At 55.4% G+C, this 19,018-nt stretch carries 20 protein-coding genes and 2 pseudogenes; 5 read left to right on the top strand and 17 right to left on the bottom strand.

Going from position 1 to position 19,018, the window contains the following annotated elements:
- Positions 1 to 153: 153 nt before the first annotated feature.
- The gene (locus ACP7A4_RS12725; RefSeq protein ID WP_426247183.1) at positions 154 to 849 is read left to right on the top strand and encodes a tRNA (adenine(22)-N(1))-methyltransferase; all 696 of its coding nucleotides are present in this window, start codon (positions 154 to 156) and stop codon (positions 847 to 849) included.
- A 71-nt stretch (positions 850 to 920) separates the two neighbouring features.
- Here the strand turns inward: ACP7A4_RS12725 and proP are convergent, their stop codons facing one another.
- Both proP and ACP7A4_RS12715 read right to left on the bottom strand, forming a co-directional pair.
- The gene (proP, locus tag ACP7A4_RS12720) at positions 921 to 2,426 is read right to left on the bottom strand and encodes a glycine betaine/L-proline transporter ProP (RefSeq protein ID WP_048365518.1); all 1,506 of its coding nucleotides are present in this window, start codon (positions 2,424 to 2,426) and stop codon (positions 921 to 923) included.
- A 249-nt stretch (positions 2,427 to 2,675) separates the two neighbouring features.
- Positions 2,676 to 3,056: a RidA family protein gene (locus tag ACP7A4_RS12715; RefSeq protein WP_048365519.1), complete on the bottom strand. Its 381-nt coding sequence runs from the start codon at positions 3,054 to 3,056 to the stop codon at positions 2,676 to 2,678.
- Between the two features lie 234 nt (positions 3,057 to 3,290).
- Between ACP7A4_RS12715 and ACP7A4_RS12710 the strand changes: the two genes are divergently transcribed.
- Entirely contained in the window at positions 3,291 to 3,752 is a 462-nt protein-coding gene (locus tag ACP7A4_RS12710) for an Lrp/AsnC family transcriptional regulator (protein ID WP_426247180.1), read from the top strand.
- 18 nt (positions 3,753 to 3,770) lie between these two features.
- Here ACP7A4_RS12710 and metC read toward each other — a convergent pair whose 3' ends face one another.
- From metC to ACP7A4_RS12695, 3 genes are all read right to left on the bottom strand, one after another.
- Positions 3,771 to 4,949 carry a cystathionine beta-lyase gene (metC, locus tag ACP7A4_RS12705; protein ID WP_426247178.1) on the bottom strand — a complete coding sequence of 393 codons (1,179 nt, stop codon included), beginning with the start codon at positions 4,947 to 4,949 and terminating at the stop codon, positions 3,771 to 3,773.
- Positions 4,950 to 5,190: 241 nt separating this feature from the next.
- A complete protein-coding gene (locus tag ACP7A4_RS12700; RefSeq protein ID WP_426247176.1) occupies positions 5,191 to 5,406 on the bottom strand; it encodes a helix-turn-helix domain-containing protein in 216 nt (71 codons plus the stop codon).
- A gap of 9 nt (positions 5,407 to 5,415) precedes the next feature.
- Entirely contained in the window at positions 5,416 to 5,562 is a 147-nt protein-coding gene (locus ACP7A4_RS12695) for a hypothetical protein (protein ID WP_426247174.1), read from the bottom strand.
- Positions 5,563 to 5,715: 153 nt separating this feature from the next.
- Between ACP7A4_RS12695 and ACP7A4_RS12690 the strand changes: the two genes are divergently transcribed.
- Both ACP7A4_RS12690 and umuC read left to right on the top strand, forming a co-directional pair.
- Complete coding sequence (locus tag ACP7A4_RS12690) at positions 5,716 to 6,144, top strand: LexA family protein (RefSeq protein WP_426247172.1); 429 nt, start codon at positions 5,716 to 5,718, stop codon at positions 6,142 to 6,144.
- Positions 6,134 to 7,414, top strand: coding sequence for a translesion error-prone DNA polymerase V subunit UmuC (umuC, locus tag ACP7A4_RS12685; protein ID WP_059763225.1), 1,281 nt, complete (start codon positions 6,134 to 6,136; stop codon positions 7,412 to 7,414). Before ACP7A4_RS12690 ends, umuC begins: the two co-directional genes overlap by 11 nt.
- Here umuC and ACP7A4_RS12680 read toward each other — a convergent pair.
- Complete coding sequence (locus ACP7A4_RS12680; protein ID WP_203302652.1) at positions 7,411 to 7,896, bottom strand: DUF2938 domain-containing protein; 486 nt, start codon at positions 7,894 to 7,896, stop codon at positions 7,411 to 7,413. The two genes, umuC and ACP7A4_RS12680, sit on opposite strands and share 4 nt — an antisense overlap.
- A gap of 79 nt (positions 7,897 to 7,975) precedes the next feature.
- Between ACP7A4_RS12680 and ACP7A4_RS12675 the strand changes: the two genes are divergently transcribed.
- Complete coding sequence (locus ACP7A4_RS12675) at positions 7,976 to 8,395, top strand: helix-turn-helix domain-containing protein (RefSeq protein WP_426247169.1); 420 nt, start codon at positions 7,976 to 7,978, stop codon at positions 8,393 to 8,395.
- Between the two features lie 38 nt (positions 8,396 to 8,433).
- Here ACP7A4_RS12675 and ACP7A4_RS12670 read toward each other — a convergent pair whose 3' ends face one another.
- The 11 genes and pseudogenes from ACP7A4_RS12670 to ACP7A4_RS12620 all read right to left on the bottom strand — a co-directional run.
- Positions 8,434 to 8,967, bottom strand: coding sequence for a DUF1266 domain-containing protein (locus tag ACP7A4_RS12670; RefSeq protein ID WP_238936056.1), 534 nt, complete (start codon positions 8,965 to 8,967; stop codon positions 8,434 to 8,436).
- A 133-nt stretch (positions 8,968 to 9,100) separates the two neighbouring features.
- Positions 9,101 to 10,312: a hypothetical protein gene (locus tag ACP7A4_RS12665; RefSeq protein ID WP_426247167.1), complete on the bottom strand. Its 1,212-nt coding sequence runs from the start codon at positions 10,310 to 10,312 to the stop codon at positions 9,101 to 9,103.
- Positions 10,303 to 12,627 carry a hypothetical protein gene (locus ACP7A4_RS12660; protein WP_426247165.1) on the bottom strand — a complete coding sequence of 775 codons (2,325 nt, stop codon included), beginning with the start codon at positions 12,625 to 12,627 and terminating at the stop codon, positions 10,303 to 10,305. The genes ACP7A4_RS12665 and ACP7A4_RS12660 overlap by 10 nt, the downstream gene beginning before the upstream one ends.
- 101 nt (positions 12,628 to 12,728) lie before the next feature.
- Positions 12,729 to 14,363 carry a WG repeat-containing protein gene (locus tag ACP7A4_RS12655; protein WP_426247163.1) on the bottom strand — a complete coding sequence of 545 codons (1,635 nt, stop codon included), beginning with the start codon at positions 14,361 to 14,363 and terminating at the stop codon, positions 12,729 to 12,731.
- 173 nt (positions 14,364 to 14,536) lie between these two features.
- Positions 14,537 to 14,944 (bottom strand): hypothetical protein, encoded by a 408-nt coding sequence (locus ACP7A4_RS12650; RefSeq protein ID WP_426247161.1) that lies wholly within the window; start codon positions 14,942 to 14,944, stop codon positions 14,537 to 14,539.
- Between the two features lie 151 nt (positions 14,945 to 15,095).
- On the bottom strand, positions 15,096 to 15,359 hold the full coding sequence (locus ACP7A4_RS12645) for a PAAR domain-containing protein (RefSeq protein ID WP_048365530.1): 264 nt from the start codon (positions 15,357 to 15,359) through the stop codon (positions 15,096 to 15,098).
- Positions 15,360 to 15,415: 56 nt separating this feature from the next.
- On the bottom strand, positions 15,416 to 16,006 hold the full coding sequence (locus ACP7A4_RS12640; protein WP_426247159.1) for a hypothetical protein: 591 nt from the start codon (positions 16,004 to 16,006) through the stop codon (positions 15,416 to 15,418).
- 397 nt (positions 16,007 to 16,403) lie between these two features.
- Positions 16,404 to 17,186, bottom strand: a pseudogene (locus tag ACP7A4_RS12635) (RHS repeat-associated core domain-containing protein); the annotation flags it as partial.
- Positions 17,187 to 17,241: 55 nt separating this feature from the next.
- A pseudogene (locus tag ACP7A4_RS12630) lies at positions 17,242 to 17,505 on the bottom strand (PAAR domain-containing protein).
- An 83-nt stretch (positions 17,506 to 17,588) separates the two neighbouring features.
- Positions 17,589 to 17,951, bottom strand: coding sequence for a hypothetical protein (locus tag ACP7A4_RS12625; protein WP_426247157.1), 363 nt, complete (start codon positions 17,949 to 17,951; stop codon positions 17,589 to 17,591).
- 1 nt (position 17,952) lies between these two features.
- Positions 17,953 to 19,018, bottom strand: a 1,066-nt coding sequence (locus ACP7A4_RS12620; protein WP_426247155.1) for an RHS repeat-associated core domain-containing protein, incomplete at its 5' end; no start/stop codon positions are given.

Genomic DNA, 19,018 nt, shown 5'->3' with positions numbered 1-19,018 from the left:
TATCCCCGGCTTCAAGGCGAACACGCTGATTAGGCATTCAAGCCTGACTTCAACGCGTTTCACCGCTTTACCCTGTAAGCCTCTCCACGCATCATGCCGCCCACTGATAAATGCCCGAGGTATCGGGCAGTCGTGGTCAAAAGGAAGCATCGTTTGAATGAACACACATTGTCCGTGCGCCTGGAGCGCGTGGCGGCGCACGTCCCGGCGGGCGGGCGTTTGGGGGACATAGGTTCCGATCACGCGTATCTGCCAGTGGCTTTGATGCGCCGCGGCGCCATCGTGGCAGCCGTAGCAGGCGAGGTGGCGCTGACGCCGTTCCATGCGGCCACCCGCACCGTGCGTGAAAATGGCCTGAATGAACACATCACTGTGCGCCTGGCCAATGGTCTGGCAGCGATCGAAGCCCAAGACGCCATCACTGTCGTCACTCTCTGCGGAATGGGGGGCGAGACGATCCGCGATATCCTCGAACACGGCAAGGCAATACTCAGCGGTGAGGAGCGTTTGATCTTGCAGCCCAATGGCGGTGAACAGCCTCTGCGCCATTGGCTGATGGAAAACGGTTACCGCATCCTCTGCGAGGAGCTGCTGCGCGAGAACCGTTTTTTTTACGAAATAATCGTCGCCGAGCGCAGCGGGCCGGTGAGTTACTCCGCCCAAGAGCTGTACTTCGGGCCGTTGCTCATGCAAGCGCGCAGCCCGTTGTTTCTGGCCAAGTGGCAGCGCATGCAACAGCAAAAACACAAAACCCTGACCAGCTTGAGCCTGGCGCGCCAGGCAGTCCCCCGTGAAAAAATCCAGGAAACAGAGCAATACATGCGGTGGATCACTGACTTGCTCACGTGAACCTAAAGCGTAATAACGCACGCTGTTCATTCACATGACACAGCGTGCGTGGCTCTCGGGTTCGGCTCAGATCACTCTTCGATGCGCGGATGCTGCTGTGCCAGGTTTTTGCGCTTGGCTTCCAGATCGGCGATTTCCGCGTCGATGTCTTCGATTTTCTGCTCGATGTTGTCGTGATGCTCCTGGAGCAACTCGCGTGCTTCCTCAATATCAGAGGCTGCCGGCGCGGCGCCGCGTAGCGGTTTGTTAGCGGTTTCTTTCATGGTGATGCCCGTTACCAGGCCCACCACGGCGATCACCATCAGGTAATAAGCAGGCATGTACAGATCGTTGGTGCTTTCTACCAGCCAGGCCACGGCAGTCGGGGTCAAGCCTGCGATCAGCACCGAGATGTTGAAGGCGCTGGCCAGTGCGCTGTAGCGAATGTGCGTGGGGAACATCGCAGGCAGTGTGGAGGCCATCACGCCGATAAAGAAGTTGAGCAGCACGGCGAGCATCAGTAACCCGGCGAAGATCAATCCCAGCTTGCCGCTGTTGATCAGGATGAACGCGGGTACAGCCAGGAAAAACAACCCCACACTGCCACTGATGATGAACGGGCGGCGACCGATCTTGTCACTCACAAAACCGATCAGTGGCTGCACGAACAGCATGCCGACCATAATCGCAATGATGATCAGCACACCGTGGTTTTCACTGTAGTGCAGGTTGTGTGACAAGTAGCTCGGCATGTAGGTCAGCAGCATGTAGTAGGTCACGTTGGTCACGGCGACCACGCCGACACACGTCATCAAACTACGCCAGTGTTTGGTGGCCACCTCTTTGAACGACACCTTGGGGCCTGCGGCCAGACCTTCACGATCACCTTGCTCCAGTTTTTCGAGATGCTGCTGGAAGGCCGGTGTTTCTTCCAGGGCGTGACGTAAATACAGGCCGATCATGCCCAGTGGCAAAGCCAGGAAAAACGGCACGCGCCAGCCCCACTCAAGAAACTTTTCTTCCCCCAGGACGGTGGAAATCAGCACCACCACGCCTGCGCCGAACACGAAGCCTGCGATGGAGCCGAAGTCCAGCCAACTGCCGAGAAAGCCGCGTTTACGGTCGGGTGCATATTCGGCGACGAAGATTGAAGCACCGGTGTATTCACCGCCCACTGAAAAGCCTTGGGCCATCTTCGCCAGCAACAGCAGGATCGGCGCCCAGATGCCAATCGAGTTGTAAGAGGGGATCAAGCCAATGGCGAAGGTGCTGAGCGACATGATAACGATGGTCGCGGCGAGGACTTTTTGCCGCCCGTACTTATCGCCCAGTACGCCGAAGAACAGTCCGCCCAAAGGCCGGATCAAGAAGGGCACCGAGAAGGTCGCCAATGCGGCGATCATTTGTACGCTGGGGGACGCAGTGGGAAAGAAGACTTTGCCCAGGACATAGGCGACAAAACCGTAGACGCCGAAGTCAAACCACTCCATTGCGTTGCCCAATGCCGCAGCGGTGATTGCCTTGCGCATCTTGGTGTCGTCGACAATGGTGATGTCTTTCAACCCGATGGGCTTGGCCTTTTTCTTGCGAGATATCATGCGTGTCCCTCTTCTATCTGTTCTGTCCGTTCCAAACCGCTGACCCAGTCGTATGAAGGGTAGACGCGTTTTGCGCGCGCTGAATGCCATCGCAGTGATGGCACTCGCTCTTGGGGATCAGATACATGGAGACACGAAAAAATTCACCACGGGGCGTTTTTTCTTTCCGGACCTTAAATGTCCTCGACTTGATGAGGCATCTGCTATCAGAGCGGCCAGAAAACCATGCCCGTGCGCTGAGTTACACCATCAGCCTTTGGCGGCCATGGCAGTCACTTCAACGCGCATGCCTGCGACTGCCAGGGAGGCAACGCCCACCGCTGCGCGAACGGGCCATGGTTGGCTGAAGAAACGCTTGTACACCTCATTGAAAGCAGCCCGGTCAGCCATGTCGGTGAGGTAAATGGTCAGGTGCATAACGCGCTCCATTGAACTGCCTGCCCGCTCCAGTGCAACTTTTAGCGCCTGTAGCGTGCATTCGCTCTGTTCGGTGATACCGCCCAGTTCGAGGCTGCCATCGGCATGTGTCGGGATCTGGGTAGACACCAGTACGCCGGCAAAACAGGCGACATCAGACGAAATGGAGGCGGGGTCAGGATCAGGGATAAAGGTCAGATCAGGGGTAGTCATGGGGAACTCTTGTCTGGGGTGTAAGGCGGGCCAGTGTACAGACGTCTGAATGCTCTAAAAACCCGATGAGACGCTGCTGCATCTGTCTGCGACGGTTATTTGAAGCTTGTTCAGGCGGCCTGATTGATGCCTGGTACGCAAAAGTCCGGTAGCGTCTGCGGGTGGAGTGTCGGAATATGCCGTGGTTTCCACGGGCTGTTTCTTCATCTCCTGCGCATAAGGCCTCAACTTTTCATGGACAAGCTGGATAAGGCAATTCTGCAAATCTTGCAAACTGACTGCACGCGTGCGGTAGGTGATATCGCCGAAAAAATCGGGCTGGGTACCACGGCCTGCTGGCGCCGGATCCAGAAACTCGAAGAGGCGGGCATTATTCGTGGCCGCGTTGCGTTGCTGGACGGTAAAAAACTGAACGTGGGGGTGATCGTGTTCGTGTCGATCAAGACCACCCAGCACAACCCGGACTGGCTTGACGGTTTTCATGCCACGGTGTCTGCGATCGAAGAAGTGCTGGAGGTGTACCGCATGGCCGGTGATACCGACTACCTGTTGCGCGTGGCAGTGCCTGATGTCGCCGCTTATGACGCGGTCTACAAACAGTTGATTTGTATACCGGGCCTGTCGGACATCAGCTCGAGTTTCTCGATGGAGCAGATCAAGTACTCGACGAGCCTGCCACTGCGCTATGCACCCTGACGGTTCCATCGGTCAGCCTCAGGCGACCGCCACACAAGGCTTGTTGAGCGCGATGTCCAGCGCACGATGGAAGTCGTGCTGCAAATCATTGATGTGCTCCAGCCCCGCATGCACACGGATCAGATAGCCCTGCGCCGGGGTGCAATGATTGCGCTGAGGCTGGCCTACGGGCACGACCAGGCTTTCAAAGCCGCCCCATGAAAGCCCGATGCCAAACAGTTTTAAGTTGTCGAACAGGCGGGCCAATACCACCGGGTCTTGTGTATTGACCTCAATGCCGAACAGTCCACTGGCACCCAGAAAGTCGCGCTTCCACAGGTCATGGCCGGGGTCGCCAGGCAGCGCGGGGTGCATGACGCGAGTGATCAACGGATGGTGTGCCAGGCTGCTGGCCAATTCGACGCCGTTGCTCCAATGCCGTTGCAACCGTACGGGCAGGGTACGCAGGCCTCTCAGCGCCAGGAACAGGTCATCCGGGCTGGCGGTTTGGCCAAAGTCATGGGCGCCGGCTTTTAACAGGGGCCATGCCCGTTCGTTGGCCGTAGCGACCCCTAGCAAGGCATCCGAATGACCGACGATATATTTGGTTGCAGCCTGTATCGACACATCCACGCCGTGTTCGAACGGTTTGAAATAGAGCGGCGAGGCCCACGTATTGTCGAGCAGCACAAAGGCGCCCACGCTGTGGGCCGCCTGGCAAATGGCCGGCAGGTCGCACACCTCAAACGTCAGCGAACCGGGCGATTCGGTGAACACCACGCGCGTATTGGCTCGCAGTTGGCGCGCAATGTTCGCACCTGCGCTGGGCACAAAGAACTCCACCGCTACGCCAAGGCGCGTCAGTACCGTGCTGACAAAGTGACGTGTCGGGCCGTAAATGTTATCGGTGATCAGCACATGATCACCGGCACTCACGAAGGCGAGCAGGGCATGTACGCAAGCGGCCAGGCCTGAGGGGAATACCAGGCTTGAGTGGCCACCTTCCAGTTCGGCGATAGCGTCTTCGAAGGCGCGGGTTGTCGGCGTGCCAAAGCGCCCGTAGTGGGCGTATGGGTTGCCGTCTTTTTTGCTGGCCTCCCAACTGCTGAAATCTTTGGCCAGTACGGTTGAACCCCTAAATACCGGGGTATTGATCAACCCGCCGTAGGCCTCGGAGTCTCTGCCGCAATGGAGATAGTGAGTGGTGGCATCGTGCATGGTCGTCAGTCTTGGCTGAGAGTGTCGATAAATGATACCGATGCTTTGCGTGTTTATTTTTGCTTTTTATTCGGTTTTTAAATTACTAATTAGAATTAAATTCTAGTGGGATGAGGTTTGAGGTTGATAATCCGCCAGGACGGCCGGATGGAAGCCGTCAAGGGTGCAAGCGCAAAGCGCGGTTACCCGTTTGCTGGCATAGGCAGCGAGCGGGCAGCGCAGTGATCGGCAATGTTGCGTATCAACGCTCTTCATCAGCCCGATAGTGCAGCAGGTCACCCGGCTGGCAGTCCAGTGCTGCACAAATGGCCTCCAGTGTCGCCAGCCTTATGCCTTTGACCTTTCCTTGTTTGAGGAGCGAAAGGTTTTGTTCGGTGATACCGATGATCTGTGCCAAGTCCTTGGACTTTACCTTGCGCAGGGCCAGCATCACGTCCAGCTTGATTTCGATGGGCATGTTTACCTCTTAAACAAACTGCTGATTTTCGCGCGCCAACACGCATGCACGGTGCAAGCTGCGGGCAACGATCATGACACTGGCCGCCAGGAACAAGGCGACCAGATCCGAGGGGCCAAAGCTCAAGGTAAACAAGCGCTCTCCTTGCGGACGCATAAAGGTGATCCTGACGCTCAACATGGGCCCTACCCGGCAGGGCATGACACTTCTTGCCGTGCCTCTCGTCGAAATTTCCTACAGATAAATTGACCTGCAACGCTTGTCGCAGTTTACTGTATGTCTATACAGTTATCAGATAAGGCGTGCGTCATGGGTTTCACGGTTTTGGGTCCTCTGGCTGAAGGTGGTGTTCGCCGACCGTTGTGTTCGTTCAAGGTGCCTGCCGGTTTTCCGTCACCGGCAGCGGACCATATCGAGAAGCACATCTCCCTCGATCAAGCGCTCAATATCCGCGCGGCCCATGTCTATCTCGTCACCATTGAGGGCGACAGCATGGAGGACGCGGGGATTTTTTCAGGTGACCTGGCCGTGGTCGACCGCGCGATTGAGGCGGGCCACGGGCATGTGGTGGTGGCGCTGCTCAATAACGACCCGATCTGCAAACGGCTGTCGAAGAAGGGCAACACGCTCATCCTGATCTCTGAAAACCCTAAATACCCCAACCGCTACATCATGGAGGGCGATGAGCTTTCGATTTGGGGTGTGATCACCCATACGGTGCGCACTCATGGTCACTGACCCCAAGCCGGTGTTCGCCCTGATCGACTGCAACAGCTTCTATGCCAGTTGCGAGCGCGTGTTTCGCCCGGACTTGGCCAAGGTGCCGATTGTGGTGTTGAGCAACAACGATGGCTGTGTGATTGCCCGCAGCTATGACGCCAAACCGTTTATCAAAATGGGCGCGCCCTATTTTCAGATCAAACAGTGCCTGCAGCAGCACGGTATCCGGGCGTTCTCCTCGAACTATGCGTTGTACGGCGACATGAGTGAACGGGTGATGAGCCTGATCGAGGCTCAAGTGCCTGCCGTCGAGGTGTACAGCATCGATGAAGCGTTCGCGGACATGACCGGTATTACAGATGTCACCGAGGTAAGCCGGCAATTGCGAGCACGTATCTTGCAATGCACCGGTATCCCGGTCGGTGTCGGTATCGCGGCGACCAAAACGTTGGCCAAGCTGGCCAACCACACAGCTAAACGTTTGCAGGAGCAAACGGGTGGGGTGGTCAATTTGTGCCCGGATATTTCGCGAGACTGGGCGCTGCGCAATACACCCGTTTCGGATGTTTGGGGGATTGGGCGGCGCATGAGCGCGCACCTGGAAGGCATGGGCATTACCAAGGCCATGCATTTGGCGAAAGCCGACCCCTGGATGCTGCGTAAAAAATTCAGCGTGGTGATCGAAAAAACCGCCCGTGAATTGGCGGGCACGCCGTGCCTGGAGTTGGATCAACCCGACCCGCCGAAACAGGAAATCTGTTGCAGCCGAATGTTTGGCAAACGTTTGAGCGACATAGCGCCGATCAAAGAAGCGGTCGCGACGTACATGATGCGTGCCTCGCAAAAGCTGCGGGAACAGAAGTCTTATTGCCGTAAGGTGCGCGTCAGCATTCGTACCGGGATGTTCAACCCCGACGAGGCCAAATACGCCAAAGGGGTGGTGGTGACGTTGCCATACCCGACCGATGACGTGCGCCTGCTCACTAAAACCGCCGTCGAGGCAGTGGAGCATGTTTTTCAGCCCGGATTCAAATACAGCAAGGCCGAAGTCATGCTGCTCGACTTGCGCCAACCGGGCGAGTTTTCCGATGACCTGTTTGCCCTTAACCAGCCCGCCGAAGCCAGCAAGGTGATGGCCGTCCTTGACCAGATCAATAACCGCTGGGGCAGGGGGACGCTGCGTGCGGCCAGTGTGCCGAGTCATCCAGACTGGGGCATGCGCCGAGACCTGATGAGTCAGAGTTACACCACTCGGCTGGACCAGTTGTGGAAAGTGTCCTGCCACTAAACCAGCAGCCAGCCCGCCACATATAAGCCAAGGCCAAAGGTCAGGTGCGTGAGCAGGCTTTTTTGGCGTGCCAGGCGCGGATTGGGAGTGTTTGCAGCCGCGATACCCATGCCAAACGCGGGCTGCATAATCACCCACGGCACCGCAACGCTAAGCAAGCCTGCAAGCAAGGCGGCAACCAACGTGGGCTGATAGAGCCAATCTTTACCGACGGCCGCCACCAGCAAGCCTGCAAAGACAACGCCGGTCAGGTAGTGAAATCCCCAGCCAATCAGGCGCTCATGCCGCGTGGGGCGGGCGCTGTTAATTGAGGGATGGCTGAACGTGCCCGAAACCATATGGCCTAACCATCGGCCTACGAGTGCGTAATCGAGTGATTGCACATAAAAAAGACGCTTGCGCAGCCAGGCCACGAGGTCCATAAACAGGGTGGCCCCCAAGCCAATCCCTACCATCCTGGCGATCATTTCAGCACTGCTCATGTCAGGTTCCCCTTGTCGGGCAGACGTTTGGGTTAATTGAAAGGTGAGTGTGCAGGTTCAAGTCGACTTGAGGTCAAGCATGAAAGCGTTAGGTATTGGTGAAGTCGCAAAGCGTAGCGGGGTGCCCGCATCGACCTTGCGCTACTACGAAGAAAAAGGATTGATCCGTTCAATAGGCCGACGCGGCTTGAGTCGCGTGTTCAACGCAGACGTGCTGGACCGTCTTGCACTGATCACACTCGCGCAATCGCTGACGTTCTCACTGGATGAAATTGCCCCGATGCTGGCAGAAAATGGCCAAGTGACACTTGACCGGCAACAGCTCACCCGCAAGGCTGACGAGCTGGACCGTTTATTGGATAAAGTCAGCGCGGTGCGTGATCAACTGCGTCGTGCGGCCGCGTGCCCATCGGCCAGCCATGAGCAATGTCCAAGCTTTCAGCAACGCCTCAAAGAGGCGTCGCGCGAGGATACTCTTGCGGGCGCCTTACACTTTTAAGGCCGCAATGCCCCCTTGTCATCACGAGCGTAGGGCTATCACGCGGGCGTCGGGTTCAAGGCCGGTAACTCGCGCCAAGGCATGCCTGCCCATGCGCCTGTCTTGGGTGCCAGCAATTGATTCAACCGCGTTTCATTGAAACGCTCACCCAAAGGGTCAGCCCGAAAGGCCGCTACCCATTGCTGACGGCCATCAATGAACGCCTTGCCCAGATCCTCCCAACTGGCAAAACAATCCTGTGCACGTTGGGCGTTGAGTAACAGCACGCGCCAAACCGTTTGCTCAGGCAGCCATGTCATTAACATCACACAGCGCATCAGAAACGCTGTGCGGATACAGGCAAAGGCCATGGCTGCGCGAGGATCATCGTCGGGCGACAAATGCTCAAGGTCCAGGCCAAACCACTGACGCTCCAGGGTTGCTTGCAGATGCGCACGCACTTCGTCATCGGTGGCGGTGCTGCGAAACCCCAATTGATGCAAAAGTGGACCTCTGATCTGCGCCAATGTCTGGTCTGTAAACGCGGTGGTGCCCGGGTCATAGAACCCCGTCAACCCCTGGGCGTCGACCATGGGTTGGGACAGTGTCAGCGCCCACTGTTTGCGTTGCGTGAAGGGCGAAGCTGCGACAGCGCGCGGCTTTCTGAACGACCACCAACTCAGGCATAAAATCGTAATAATTAGAATCGTTACCATCGCAAATATTTCACCGTGTTTTTGCTTGCCAATCGATGATGCCCGCCGCGTGCGCAGAAGACAGGCCAACCCATGGCACACCCTCGGTGCTGAAGTGTCGGTTATCCGACAGATCGGGTGGGTTGAGGGGGTCGAGCACGTGGCGTACGGCATACCGAACCGAGGCGGCTTGCGGCTCGACGTGCTGCAACAGGTCGACCTGACGGGCTGCAACCAGCCATTCGACCATGGCCGAAGGCGCCGCAAGGCGAGCAAACAGGTGCGGATAACGCACCACCAACCGGGTCTGGTCGCTGGCATCGCTGACCTGCTCGATACGCATCCAGCCTGCGTGTGTGCGCACAATCCCCATGGCGATACAGTCCGGTGGTGATTGTTGATCAGTGCCCAGTGCGTTCAGGCCCCTCAGCAGCGGCTCAACGTAGCGTTCAATGGGCGCACGGTTCTGTTTGCCTTTCACTTGCTCGATGGTCATTTCGCCATTCGCGTGCACCGTCATGCTGAGCGTGATGTGCGGCTGGCCTTGGCTGTCACGCAAACTGAACAACCGCATGTGACCGTTCTCAGCAGCGTGGGCGTAGTGTTCGCCATAGCCTCCGGTCAGCGCTTTGCGATCGGCGAACTGCCCCAGGCAATGGCGCATGGCATAGCTTTCATAGGCCATTTCGGCGCGTAGCAATGGGCTTTTTGGCAGCAACTCAACCCACGTATGCTCACCACACGTCACCACGCTGCGCAGGGCTTGAGGCTGACTGGCACGCCAGCCTTGCGCTGTACGGGTGACCATTTGCGCATGCTCTTTTTCCCACAACATCAGCGCCTGAGGGCAATTAATGCGCTCAAGTTTGCCCTCAAGTGGCGTGCCGCTGCGCGACGCCAAAAACTCCACCAGCAATGCTTCCTGTTGCAGCAGGGGCGGCGCCTTGGGGTCGACCCACACCAGTGGCACGGTCTTGTCCTGTTCATTGAAGTGGCGGCTCAGCCACCGCGGCGCCGGGCTGCAGCCCAGTACCGTGAGTGCATCTTCCTGAGTGTGGATACGCTGTGCAGGCTCAAAGTTGCTTACCAGATGGCGATAAAAGTGGTTCTGCAACCATGCGCGGATCGACGTTTCATCGCCCCGTGTTTGGCTACGCTCGGTAATGCCCTGTTTCAGCTCGTCTGCATTTAAGGCATTACGCGGTGCGTAACCCCCGTGGTGCAGGTGGGGCACTACTTCCATATCTGCCACCAGCTTTTATTGGCTGCTCTTTCAGCCCGTTGCAGCTCTGCAATGCTTTTCTTTATGGCTGAGGCGTCCGGGTTCGCCCAGTCGGCCTCGGTTGAACGGATTAATAACGCGCGCTGGTAATACTCGATGGCTTCGGCCCTGCGTCCCAAACGCTTGAACATCGAGGCGGCCTGGACCATCAGCGTCAGCATATTCGCGGTCTCGACTTGAGGGGCATAGCGCAGCCACAAGGCATATGCATTGTCGGGGTGGCTGTGCGCCAGATAGCGTGCCAGCACCATGCGTGAAATCAGCCCGTTAGCCGTCAATTGCTGATCGCTGATACCCTGTGCTTCCTGGCATTTGAGCAAGCGTTCAATCCAGATCAGAATTTCGCCACTACGATTCAAGGTAAGTAAGGCGTAGGCAACGTCACAAATATATTGGTCGAGTTCATGACGGCCGTAGCCAAACTCAAGGGCGTAATGCCAAAGCTGTTCGGCAGCCTCAACGATGGCCGAGTGATTATTCTGATCGCGATATACCCGAAGGATGCCGTCATAGTGCTCGGCAAACGGACTGGCTTGAATGCCACGCTGATGCAGGTTGATGGCACGTTCTTGCAGACTAGGTTCGTGGGCGCATTGGTACTGAATCGCAAGGTTGTTACACAGCATGGAGTACAGGTGCGTGCAGGCATTGAAGGGATGCCCGGTGCCGCTGGCGAAATAACGCTCCATGTGCGCCAATCCTTGCTCGTAGGCATGGATTTGAGCTTTTGCCAGCAGCGCCTTGGCTTCTTGACGTTCTGTAGCCGGTAGCCCTTTAGACTGTTCTTCGATCAGATTGTCTATGTGGCCCGCGTAGTTATAAGCATGCAAGCCACAGATAAAAATGGGAGCAGGGTGTCGCAGTGCTGCAATCACCCCCAGAGCATGCACGCGGGCTGTAAACAGGCTGAAAGCGGTACGGTTGTCTTGCAAATTGCCGGCGTGGGCAGCTTCCAGCAACAAGGCCAATTGGGCCGGGGCATCAATGATGCCGGCCTCGCCATCGTGCACTGCCGCCAGACGCTTGATCCAGTAATGATCCGGTGCTCGCCGTTGCGCTTCGGCACGGGCCAGGGCAAAGACCTCGTTTAGTCTCTGTGCCGTATCGGTGGCTTGATATAGGGTTGCGAGCAAGGGGCAGGGCGCAGTGCTGCAGGTATCGAGGGGTGGCAGGGCTTCGATAAACGCGTGCAGCGCCTCAGGCCTGGCGCACGCGCGCATCACGCACAACGGCCACCACACCCGCTGGTCTTCGGGATCTTGCAGGCGTTCATGCACCAGGCGCACAGTGCCAGGCCATAGCTCGCTGCCCAGTTCGTAAACGTCGTGAAATGCGCGCTGCCCAGCGGCGTCGATCTGGCCGCTCTCCATCAGCCACGGTAAGTGGCAGTGGATGAAGTTATGACCTCCCTCACAGTCCAGGCTGAGTGTTGCCACCGCACAGATTTCCAGTGCTTGGGCAAGTTCGCCTTGCGCGTATTTGGAACGCGCAGCAAGACGCGCCATTTGCACTTCCCATTCGCGCTGTTGAGGCAGGGGTAAATGTGCCGTCAATTGGGTGATAGGTTGTTCAAACATTGCCAGGCGCAAAGGAATGATTTCGATCAGCGCATTCCCCAGCCATACCCAGTCGGCGGCATCGACATCCTGATCGGCGCCTGCGGTGCGTAAGGCGGTCACGGCGTGTAATGCCGCCTCACGTGCCTGTTCGTGTTGCTCATAAGCCGCCAGCACCCCGGCACGCCGTTGATGCCGATCCGCCAGATCCCAGGCCTGCACTGCAACGCGATCAGGATTGGCAGTTGCCAGGCGATGGCGCACCTCAATGGTTTGCAGCGCCACCTCCAGGCTGCCGCACTCCAGTTCGTCGAAAAGACGGTGCTGGCGATAATGCTCCACGTCGAAGTCCAACGTTTGAGTCGCCATCGCTGCCAGCGCTTCAAGCTGCTCAAGCATGGCGCTGTCTTCATTCAAATAGTTGGCCAGGCGCAAGCGCAAAAAAGCCAGATTCATGTTCAGCTCAGGCTGTTGCGCGCCAGGAACGGTCAGCAATAGCGCAGCAGCATCCTGCTCAAGTACGGCTTTGGCGGCCTGCGCATCCCCGGCGTTCACCCACAACACATGCAGGCGGTCGATGGCATCCAGAGAATCAGCCTTCAGCGGCTGAGCACGCAGGGACGCCAACGCGGTATCGGCATCGTGTTCCTGACGTTCAGCGTCCACACGGTCCATGAATTGGTCCAGCGCGATGCCGGTAAGTGCCTTTAAATTGTTCACACTCAACTCCATGTGTTGACCTTATTTCGTTGTTTAACAAACTGCGTCACAGCAAAGCCGCCATTGCGCAGCAAGCAAGGGCGGCTGGGTGGTTAATCCGGTTATTGGGCGTCAGCCGCCTCGTCATCTTCTGGCTCGCCGCAGAAATTTTCCGGGTCGGTGGGCCACACTACTTTGCCGCTGCCATCAATCACTTGCTGCACATCGCAGCCAACCGTGCGGGTCTGAAAACTTGGCGTACCGTTGAGGCTATACAAGGCTCGCAGGCTGCGGGTTTCATCGTTTGGCGTACCTTCCAGCGCGTAAGCGAATAGCGCGCCGCGCGCTTCATCTACAACCACTTCTTGCCACTGGGCAGGCACCAGGAGCTTGCCCTTCAGGTCATAAAGCGCAGTGTTTGTCTGGCGGGTTGATTCGGTCATGGCGCGGATAAAATGGCCACTTTTGTCCAGCGTAATGTGCAGATACTGGCCGGGTTCAATCAGCACCTTGCCGCTGGCATTCATCACGCCCAGCGTGGGCTGTTGATTGGCGGCGCCCAGAAACGTGACGGTTTTGGTAGGCGAATCGGGCTTTGCAAACACAAACAGATCAGGCGTCAAAACCCCTACCTGCACGTATTCGGGCTTGAGCAGTTCAATACCCTTGTCGGTGTCAAAAATGCCGTAATAAGCCACGAACATATTTTGCAGCGTGCCGGTCTGGGTATAGCCAGGGGCATTCTTGAACATGCCCATCGGGGCATGCACTGCAGGTCCGACCCAGTCGAACGTCGGCTCAGTCAGTGCTTGCCCGGTGCGTGCGATGAAACTGAATTTACCCTTGCCGCCGTCATCGGTCTTGGGCTTAACCATTGCGCCTTTCTGACCAAAAACCTCACATTCTGCATAGGCCGGAGCAATGGCGACCTTGCCCTGAAAATCCAGATAGCCGCAGAGGCTGTCGTGGTTTTCCTTGAACGCAACCAAACCATTGCCCGGTATGCCCATCCAGTAATATTTGAGGTCGGTCAACAGCTTGTTTGACGCGTCTGCCAAGCCCTTCTTGCTACCGAGCGAGACCACGAAATGGTCGTTGGCATATTCATCGAACTTATCGAAGCCGACCTGTTTGGTTTCCCCCGTCTGGAGGTTAATCACCCAATTCTGAGCGTCACGTTCGGCAAGAATCCAGCCGCCGGCCAGCGCGATGTCTTTGTATGTTGTTAGAGAGTCGAAGAGCGGCTCAGTGACAACATGCCCATCAGCGCCAAGCAGGCCGAACTTTTCGTCGATCCCGTAGACGATGTACTGACCCATGCCCGGCGGCAGGTCACCTCCTGAATAGATTTCATCATAAGCAGGCGCTTGAACTTCATTACCTTGCTGATCCATCACGCCAAACTTGCCATCACGTTCGAAACCGAAATAACCCGGTGTCAGCAAACGCAGGCCATCCGTGAAGTTGGGTTTAATGATCTGAGAGCCATTGGCATTGGCAAGATTCCATTGACCGTCTTCGGCAAAGATAAACGTGTTATTCAGCGGTATGGACAATGTCACGGCATACGTATTATCGCCGTTGACCAACATCGCACCGTTTTGATCCAGTACCAGGCATTCATCATTGACACAGACTGGAATGACCATCGAGGCGAGAGCAGCAGGCTGGGCGGTATCTTCATTACATCCCGCCAGAAATAAGGCAGATAACGAAAACGCCAAAGGTGCCAGGCGGGCACTGAACATTCTATCCATGACAAAAAATCCTTAAAGGGGTAAGCCAATGCCCACTCACATATCAATAAGTGAATGGGCACTTGTGATGCGTTATATCCGGATGATCCTTATCGAGTTCGACAGCCCTGAGCATTCATGGGCTATCGAAACGAAGCATCCTGTACAAACGTCTTAATGAGCGCTCGTACTGTTTATGGCTGCATGGATTTCAAGCCTAGGCGCAGGGCTTGGTCTGCGCTTGTACACCAGCCTTTAAGGCCTTGCGGGGTTTCTTTGATATTCGAAAGTTTGCCATCACTGCCTTGGGTCATGCCCTGGCGGCCGGTTTTTTCCATCGCGTCCCCCGCGCTTTTATCGAACGTAGCCGGCATGTTAGTGACGTAATCCACCATTTTTGCGGCATTGGTCTGGCTTTCATTGGTCAATACACCTTGATCGACACAATACGAAATCAAGCCCGACATTGACCGGCTGTTGTCATAGATGCGCTTCAGGGTTGCAGCATCGGGCATGCCCGCAGCAGGTGCGGGAGCTGCTTGAACGACAGAACATAAAGAAACGGTGGTAGCCAGCAACAGGGTTGAAAACTTGAGGTTCATGTTTAATCCATTAAAGTTGATGCAAATGTGAACGTGCGGGAGGGTTGAATCTTTGCCGGATCCGGGAGTACCCAACAGGTGAAAGCACACCTGTATTAAACGGATTTAAGGCAGGTGTACAGAGCTTTTCTGGCGTGAAGCGAAGGCACAATCAACTGCTAACAGCGCCTTTAGGGCCACTGGCTATTAGCGCCGCGCCACAAGCCGTCTTCATTCCATCGAGTGCAACGGCAATGCCGTCAACGGAGTAAGTCGCGCTGCCCTCGGCAATGGGAAAAACCCCTTTGCATAACGGGCAACTGACGTTATGACCAACACCGGCAATCGGTTTGCCGTTGAGGTCAGTCCGGGAAAAAGCTTCAAGCACGACACCCCCGTGGGTGGTGGAGTCGCCTAGGCGGATGATGTCTTTCATTGTGGTGGCACGACGTCAGTGGGAAAAAAGTTAAGAATGTTCATGTTGTTTAAAGTCTAACTTGTTTGAATTAAGAATTTCCCTGCATCGATATCTTGACAAGAGATATTTTTTTTAAGCATCAAATACCCTATGCCGCCGACGAGTATGCCTTTGTGGTAGGGGGCTGCTTTATTTAAGCGTGAGCTGTTTATTTGGAGGGCGTAATCCAGGGTTTTTAAGTTCTCATCATCTTGAATCCATGCTGGAATTCCTCCTATTTTAGCAATGCCATTCTCATTGCTATCTTCATTGGGGTTTTCAATGACCGTTATTTTTTTTGAAGGAGTAATAGGGTCTGCATAGGCACCCATCTGTAGCATGGAAGGCTTATAAGCAATCACTTTGCCTCCTTCGGTCATGGTGGTTTCAATGTAGTCGTCAGAAGTTTTTGAATAAGGCGTAAAAATTGAAATGACCAACTGTGTGTCTAGGTTGAAGTTTGTATATTTGTTGATGAACGCTGCTGGAAAGGTGGCAAGGTGTAGTAATGGCCCACCTTCTGAGCCTTTAGGCCAAGCTAAAGCAGTCGGCAGATAAGGGTCGCCTCCAAGGTAGGGTTCAGAGTTACTTGGAGTCCCATCGATAAAAACTAATTCATTAAACATCTTCTGCACTCCGTTATTTGCAGGGGCATGGGCAAGAAGTAAGGAAGTTTTCAGCTTCTTTGCGTAGTTCTCTAGCACGTGATGCGGGTAAGCCTGAGGTCCTTAGCGCACCTTGCCATACGTCCATTTGACGTTTGGAGGGTAGTCCATTTGGTCCAAATTGGAACTCGTCGCGGCCAACATTGAGATGCAAAGCTGCCAAAGCATTTTCATTTCGGTGGACATCTGTATGCATACCGCGAGGGATAGCAATTGATGGGTTAGATTTATTGCGAACCCCTTCGGGTGTCAACCCCATTTGCTCCAGTGCTTCATTGCGTACAAATTCATGAGCATCCAGGGCATCACCGGTATTCGTCTTTCCCGTAAGACTCCCGTAGGTGCCTAATTGGCATTTTCGTGCCAAGCCTAAAGGATCAATCCAGCCTGTGCTGTTTGAGGCGTATTGGAAGAGGTTCGCACCACCAGCATATCCAATCGGGTCTTTACTGATAAACCGCCCAACCCGGGGATCATAGTACCGATAGCGGTTGTAGTGCAGCCCTGTTTCGTGATCGTGGTACTGGCCCTGGAAGCGGATCGGGTTTTTCAGGCCTTCACGCTGCGCCCATTCCGAACGCTGTTCTTTTATTTCACCCCAGGCTTTGTACTGCGCGCTCCAGGCGAGTTGGCCGTTGTGGTCGGTCAGTTCTTGCGGCGTGCCCAAGTGGTCGCACTGGTACCAGGCCAACACGTCTATCGGTAGCGCTTGGGCCGTGTGCGTCCACAGCGGGTCTTGGTCTATATCGTAGGCGCCTTCGTAACTCGGCTGCGCCAACAGGCGGATCGGTTGATGCCGCATGGCCTGCGCCACGGGGACGAAGGTGCCGGGTTCGTAGAGGTAGTGGACGGTTTTACCCGCCGTGCCATCGGCCTGGGCCGGGCTGCTTTCCCAGGCTAGGGTGTCGCCGTCCCAACCGAAGAGGGTGAAGCCGCAACCCAGTTCACGTTGTTTGCGTGCCCGTTCGTTTTGGTTCCAGTGCGAGCCGGCTTCCGGGCGATGTATGTGGTGGGCGTTGGAGTATTTATGGATGCGCCGCCCCAGCGGGTCGTAGGCGTAGTCGACGCTGAGGGTGTTGTCTTCAAAGCGCACCAGACGGTCGAACAGGTCCCAGCGCATTTGGCTTTGTTGGCAGTTGTGCTAACAGTAAATATCAATCCATACCAGCTCAGTTTTTAAAGAACGGTGTTGCGGTTCAACGGTTGGCTGCGCCTTTCGGGCCACTGGCAATCAGTGCGGCACCACACGCTGCTTTCATTCCAACGAGTGCAACGGCAATGCCGTCAACGGAGTAAGTCGCGCTGCCCTAGGCAATTGGGAAAATCCCTTTGCACAAAGGGGAACTGACCTTGTGACCGACCCCGGCAATGAGTTTGCCGTTGAGGTCGGGGTTTGGAAAAGCTTCAAGTACAGTTTCACTATGGGTTGTGGCATCGCCTAGGCGGATAATATCTTTCACATCTCAGACTTTACGATCATGAAATTAAACCGCTCACATGTATAAAGTCCTTTTGTTAAATAAAGGTCATGCTCGATCTTTATTTAACCCTTTAACTTTTCGGTGCGAATTTTAGTTAACTCTTTCTCGAGCATTGACATGTCGGGAGGTTTTTTTTTTGCAGCCTTTGATTTTAGCCAAGCGGACTCTTTACGTTTGATAAGAGTAATCCCATCTTCGGTAAAGTCATTTTTATAATAGTGACGATCGATAAGGTTTCCATTGTCATCAAATGCACTAGTCGTAAGCAATCCATTGTCTGAAAAAAATCTCCTAAGAGCGATAAGCATGGTTCTAATAATGTCTTGTGATTCAACATCAGGAACTATCTCACCGCTTTCGTTCATCACTTTGTAAGCTGAGACTGTTGACTCTACTGCTCCCCAAACTGAGTAATTATGGTTCATATCAAGGTATTCTCACGATTTCTGATACGCCGTTAACTGGAATCAAATCCTTGGTGGATCTGTCACGTATATATATACCACCCTCGGAGCGAATGTTGGTTTCCTTCAATACTTGCTTGGTTTTGTCTGCCGTTGTGCTAGTCACCTCAAAAGTTTGCGCCTTGCCGTTTTCAATAACGACAGTGTCTACTCGACGCCTTTCTTCTGTTATAGGATCTTTAACTGACTTTCCAGCAGCGTCCCGCAAATAGCATTCACATTGAATCGTCGCATTCGGATATTTCTCCTTAATCTTGGCATTAAACTCTTGATGGCGGCGGTCTCCTTCGATTGCATTTTTGATCCGAACCAGCCCCAGCGGATCAACCCACCCCGTAGGATTAGGCGCATACGCATAAAGATTCAACCCACCCGCATAACTGATCGGGTCTTTACTGATAAACCGCCCAACCCGGGGATCATAGTACCTATAGCGGTTGTAGTGCAGCCCTGTTTCGTGATCGTGGTACTGGCCCTGAAATCTGATCGGGTTGGTCAGGCCCTCACGCTGAGCCCATTCCGAACGCTGTTCTTTTATTTCACCCCAGGCTTTGTACTGCGCACTCCAAGCGAGTTGGCCGTTGGGGTCGGTGAGTTCTTGCGGCGTGCCCAAGTGGTCGCACTGGTACCAGGTCAACACGTCAATCGGTAGCGCTTGGGGCGTGTGCGTCCACAGCGGGTCTTGGTCGATGTCGTAGGCGCCTTCGTAGTTCGGCTGCGCCAACAGGCGGATCGGTTGATGCCGCATGGCCTGTGCCACGGGGACGAAGGTGCCGGGTTCGTAGAGGTAATGAACCGTGCGTCCCGCCGTGCCATCGGCCTGGGCCGGGCTGCTTTCCCAGGCCAGGGTGTCGCCGTCCCAACCGAAGAGGGTGAAGCCGCACCCCAGTTCGCGTTGTTTGCGTGCCCGTTCGTTTTGGTTCCAGTGCGAGCCGGCTTCCGGTCGATGCTTGTGGTGGGCGTTGGAGTATTTATGGATGCGCCGCCCCAGCGGGTCGTAGGCGTAGTCGACGCTGAGGGTGTTGTCT

The organism is Pseudomonas sp. TWR3-1-1, assembly GCF_049896545.1.
GTDB lineage: Bacteria > Pseudomonadota > Gammaproteobacteria > Pseudomonadales > Pseudomonadaceae > Aquipseudomonas > Aquipseudomonas weihenstephanensis.
The sequence above is the reverse complement of the archived record's forward strand: the minus strand, read 5'-3'. Positions and strand labels throughout refer to the sequence as shown.

Excerpts from the sequence above, each read along its gene's own strand:
- umuC (WP_059763225.1), top strand. The coding sequence starts at position 6,134 with ATGGTCACTGACCCCAAGCCGGTGTTCGCCCTGATCGACTGCAACAGC.
- ACP7A4_RS12640 (WP_426247159.1), bottom strand. The coding sequence starts at position 16,006 with ATGTTTAATGAATTAGTTTTTATCGATGGGACTCCAAGTAACTCTGAA.
- ACP7A4_RS12680 (WP_203302652.1), bottom strand. The coding sequence starts at position 7,896 with ATGAGCAGTGCTGAAATGATCGCCAGGATGGTAGGGATTGGCTTGGGG.
- ACP7A4_RS12695 (WP_426247174.1), bottom strand. The coding sequence starts at position 5,562 with ATGCGTCCGCAAGGAGAGCGCTTGTTTACCTTGAGCTTTGGCCCCTCG.
- ACP7A4_RS12665 (WP_426247167.1), bottom strand. The coding sequence starts at position 10,312 with ATGGAAGTAGTGCCCCACCTGCACCACGGGGGTTACGCACCGCGTAAT.
- metC (WP_426247178.1), bottom strand. The coding sequence starts at position 4,949 with ATGCACGATGCCACCACTCACTATCTCCATTGCGGCAGAGACTCCGAG.
- ACP7A4_RS12625 (WP_426247157.1), bottom strand. The coding sequence starts at position 17,951 with ATGAACCATAATTACTCAGTTTGGGGAGCAGTAGAGTCAACAGTCTCA.
- ACP7A4_RS12715 (WP_048365519.1), bottom strand. The coding sequence starts at position 3,056 with ATGACTACCCCTGATCTGACCTTTATCCCTGATCCTGACCCCGCCTCC.
- ACP7A4_RS12645 (WP_048365530.1), bottom strand. The coding sequence starts at position 15,359 with ATGAAAGACATCATCCGCCTAGGCGACTCCACCACCCACGGGGGTGTC.
- ACP7A4_RS12675 (WP_426247169.1), top strand. The coding sequence starts at position 7,976 with ATGAAAGCGTTAGGTATTGGTGAAGTCGCAAAGCGTAGCGGGGTGCCC.
- ACP7A4_RS12655 (WP_426247163.1), bottom strand. The coding sequence starts at position 14,363 with ATGGATAGAATGTTCAGTGCCCGCCTGGCACCTTTGGCGTTTTCGTTA.
- ACP7A4_RS12690 (WP_426247172.1), top strand. The coding sequence starts at position 5,716 with ATGGGTTTCACGGTTTTGGGTCCTCTGGCTGAAGGTGGTGTTCGCCGA.
- proP (WP_048365518.1), bottom strand. The coding sequence starts at position 2,426 with ATGATATCTCGCAAGAAAAAGGCCAAGCCCATCGGGTTGAAAGACATC.
- ACP7A4_RS12670 (WP_238936056.1), bottom strand. The coding sequence starts at position 8,967 with ATGGTCGACGCCCAGGGGTTGACGGGGTTCTATGACCCGGGCACCACC.
- ACP7A4_RS12710 (WP_426247180.1), top strand. The coding sequence starts at position 3,291 with ATGGACAAGCTGGATAAGGCAATTCTGCAAATCTTGCAAACTGACTGC.
- ACP7A4_RS12700 (WP_426247176.1), bottom strand. The coding sequence starts at position 5,406 with ATGCCCATCGAAATCAAGCTGGACGTGATGCTGGCCCTGCGCAAGGTA.
- ACP7A4_RS12650 (WP_426247161.1), bottom strand. The coding sequence starts at position 14,944 with ATGAACCTCAAGTTTTCAACCCTGTTGCTGGCTACCACCGTTTCTTTA.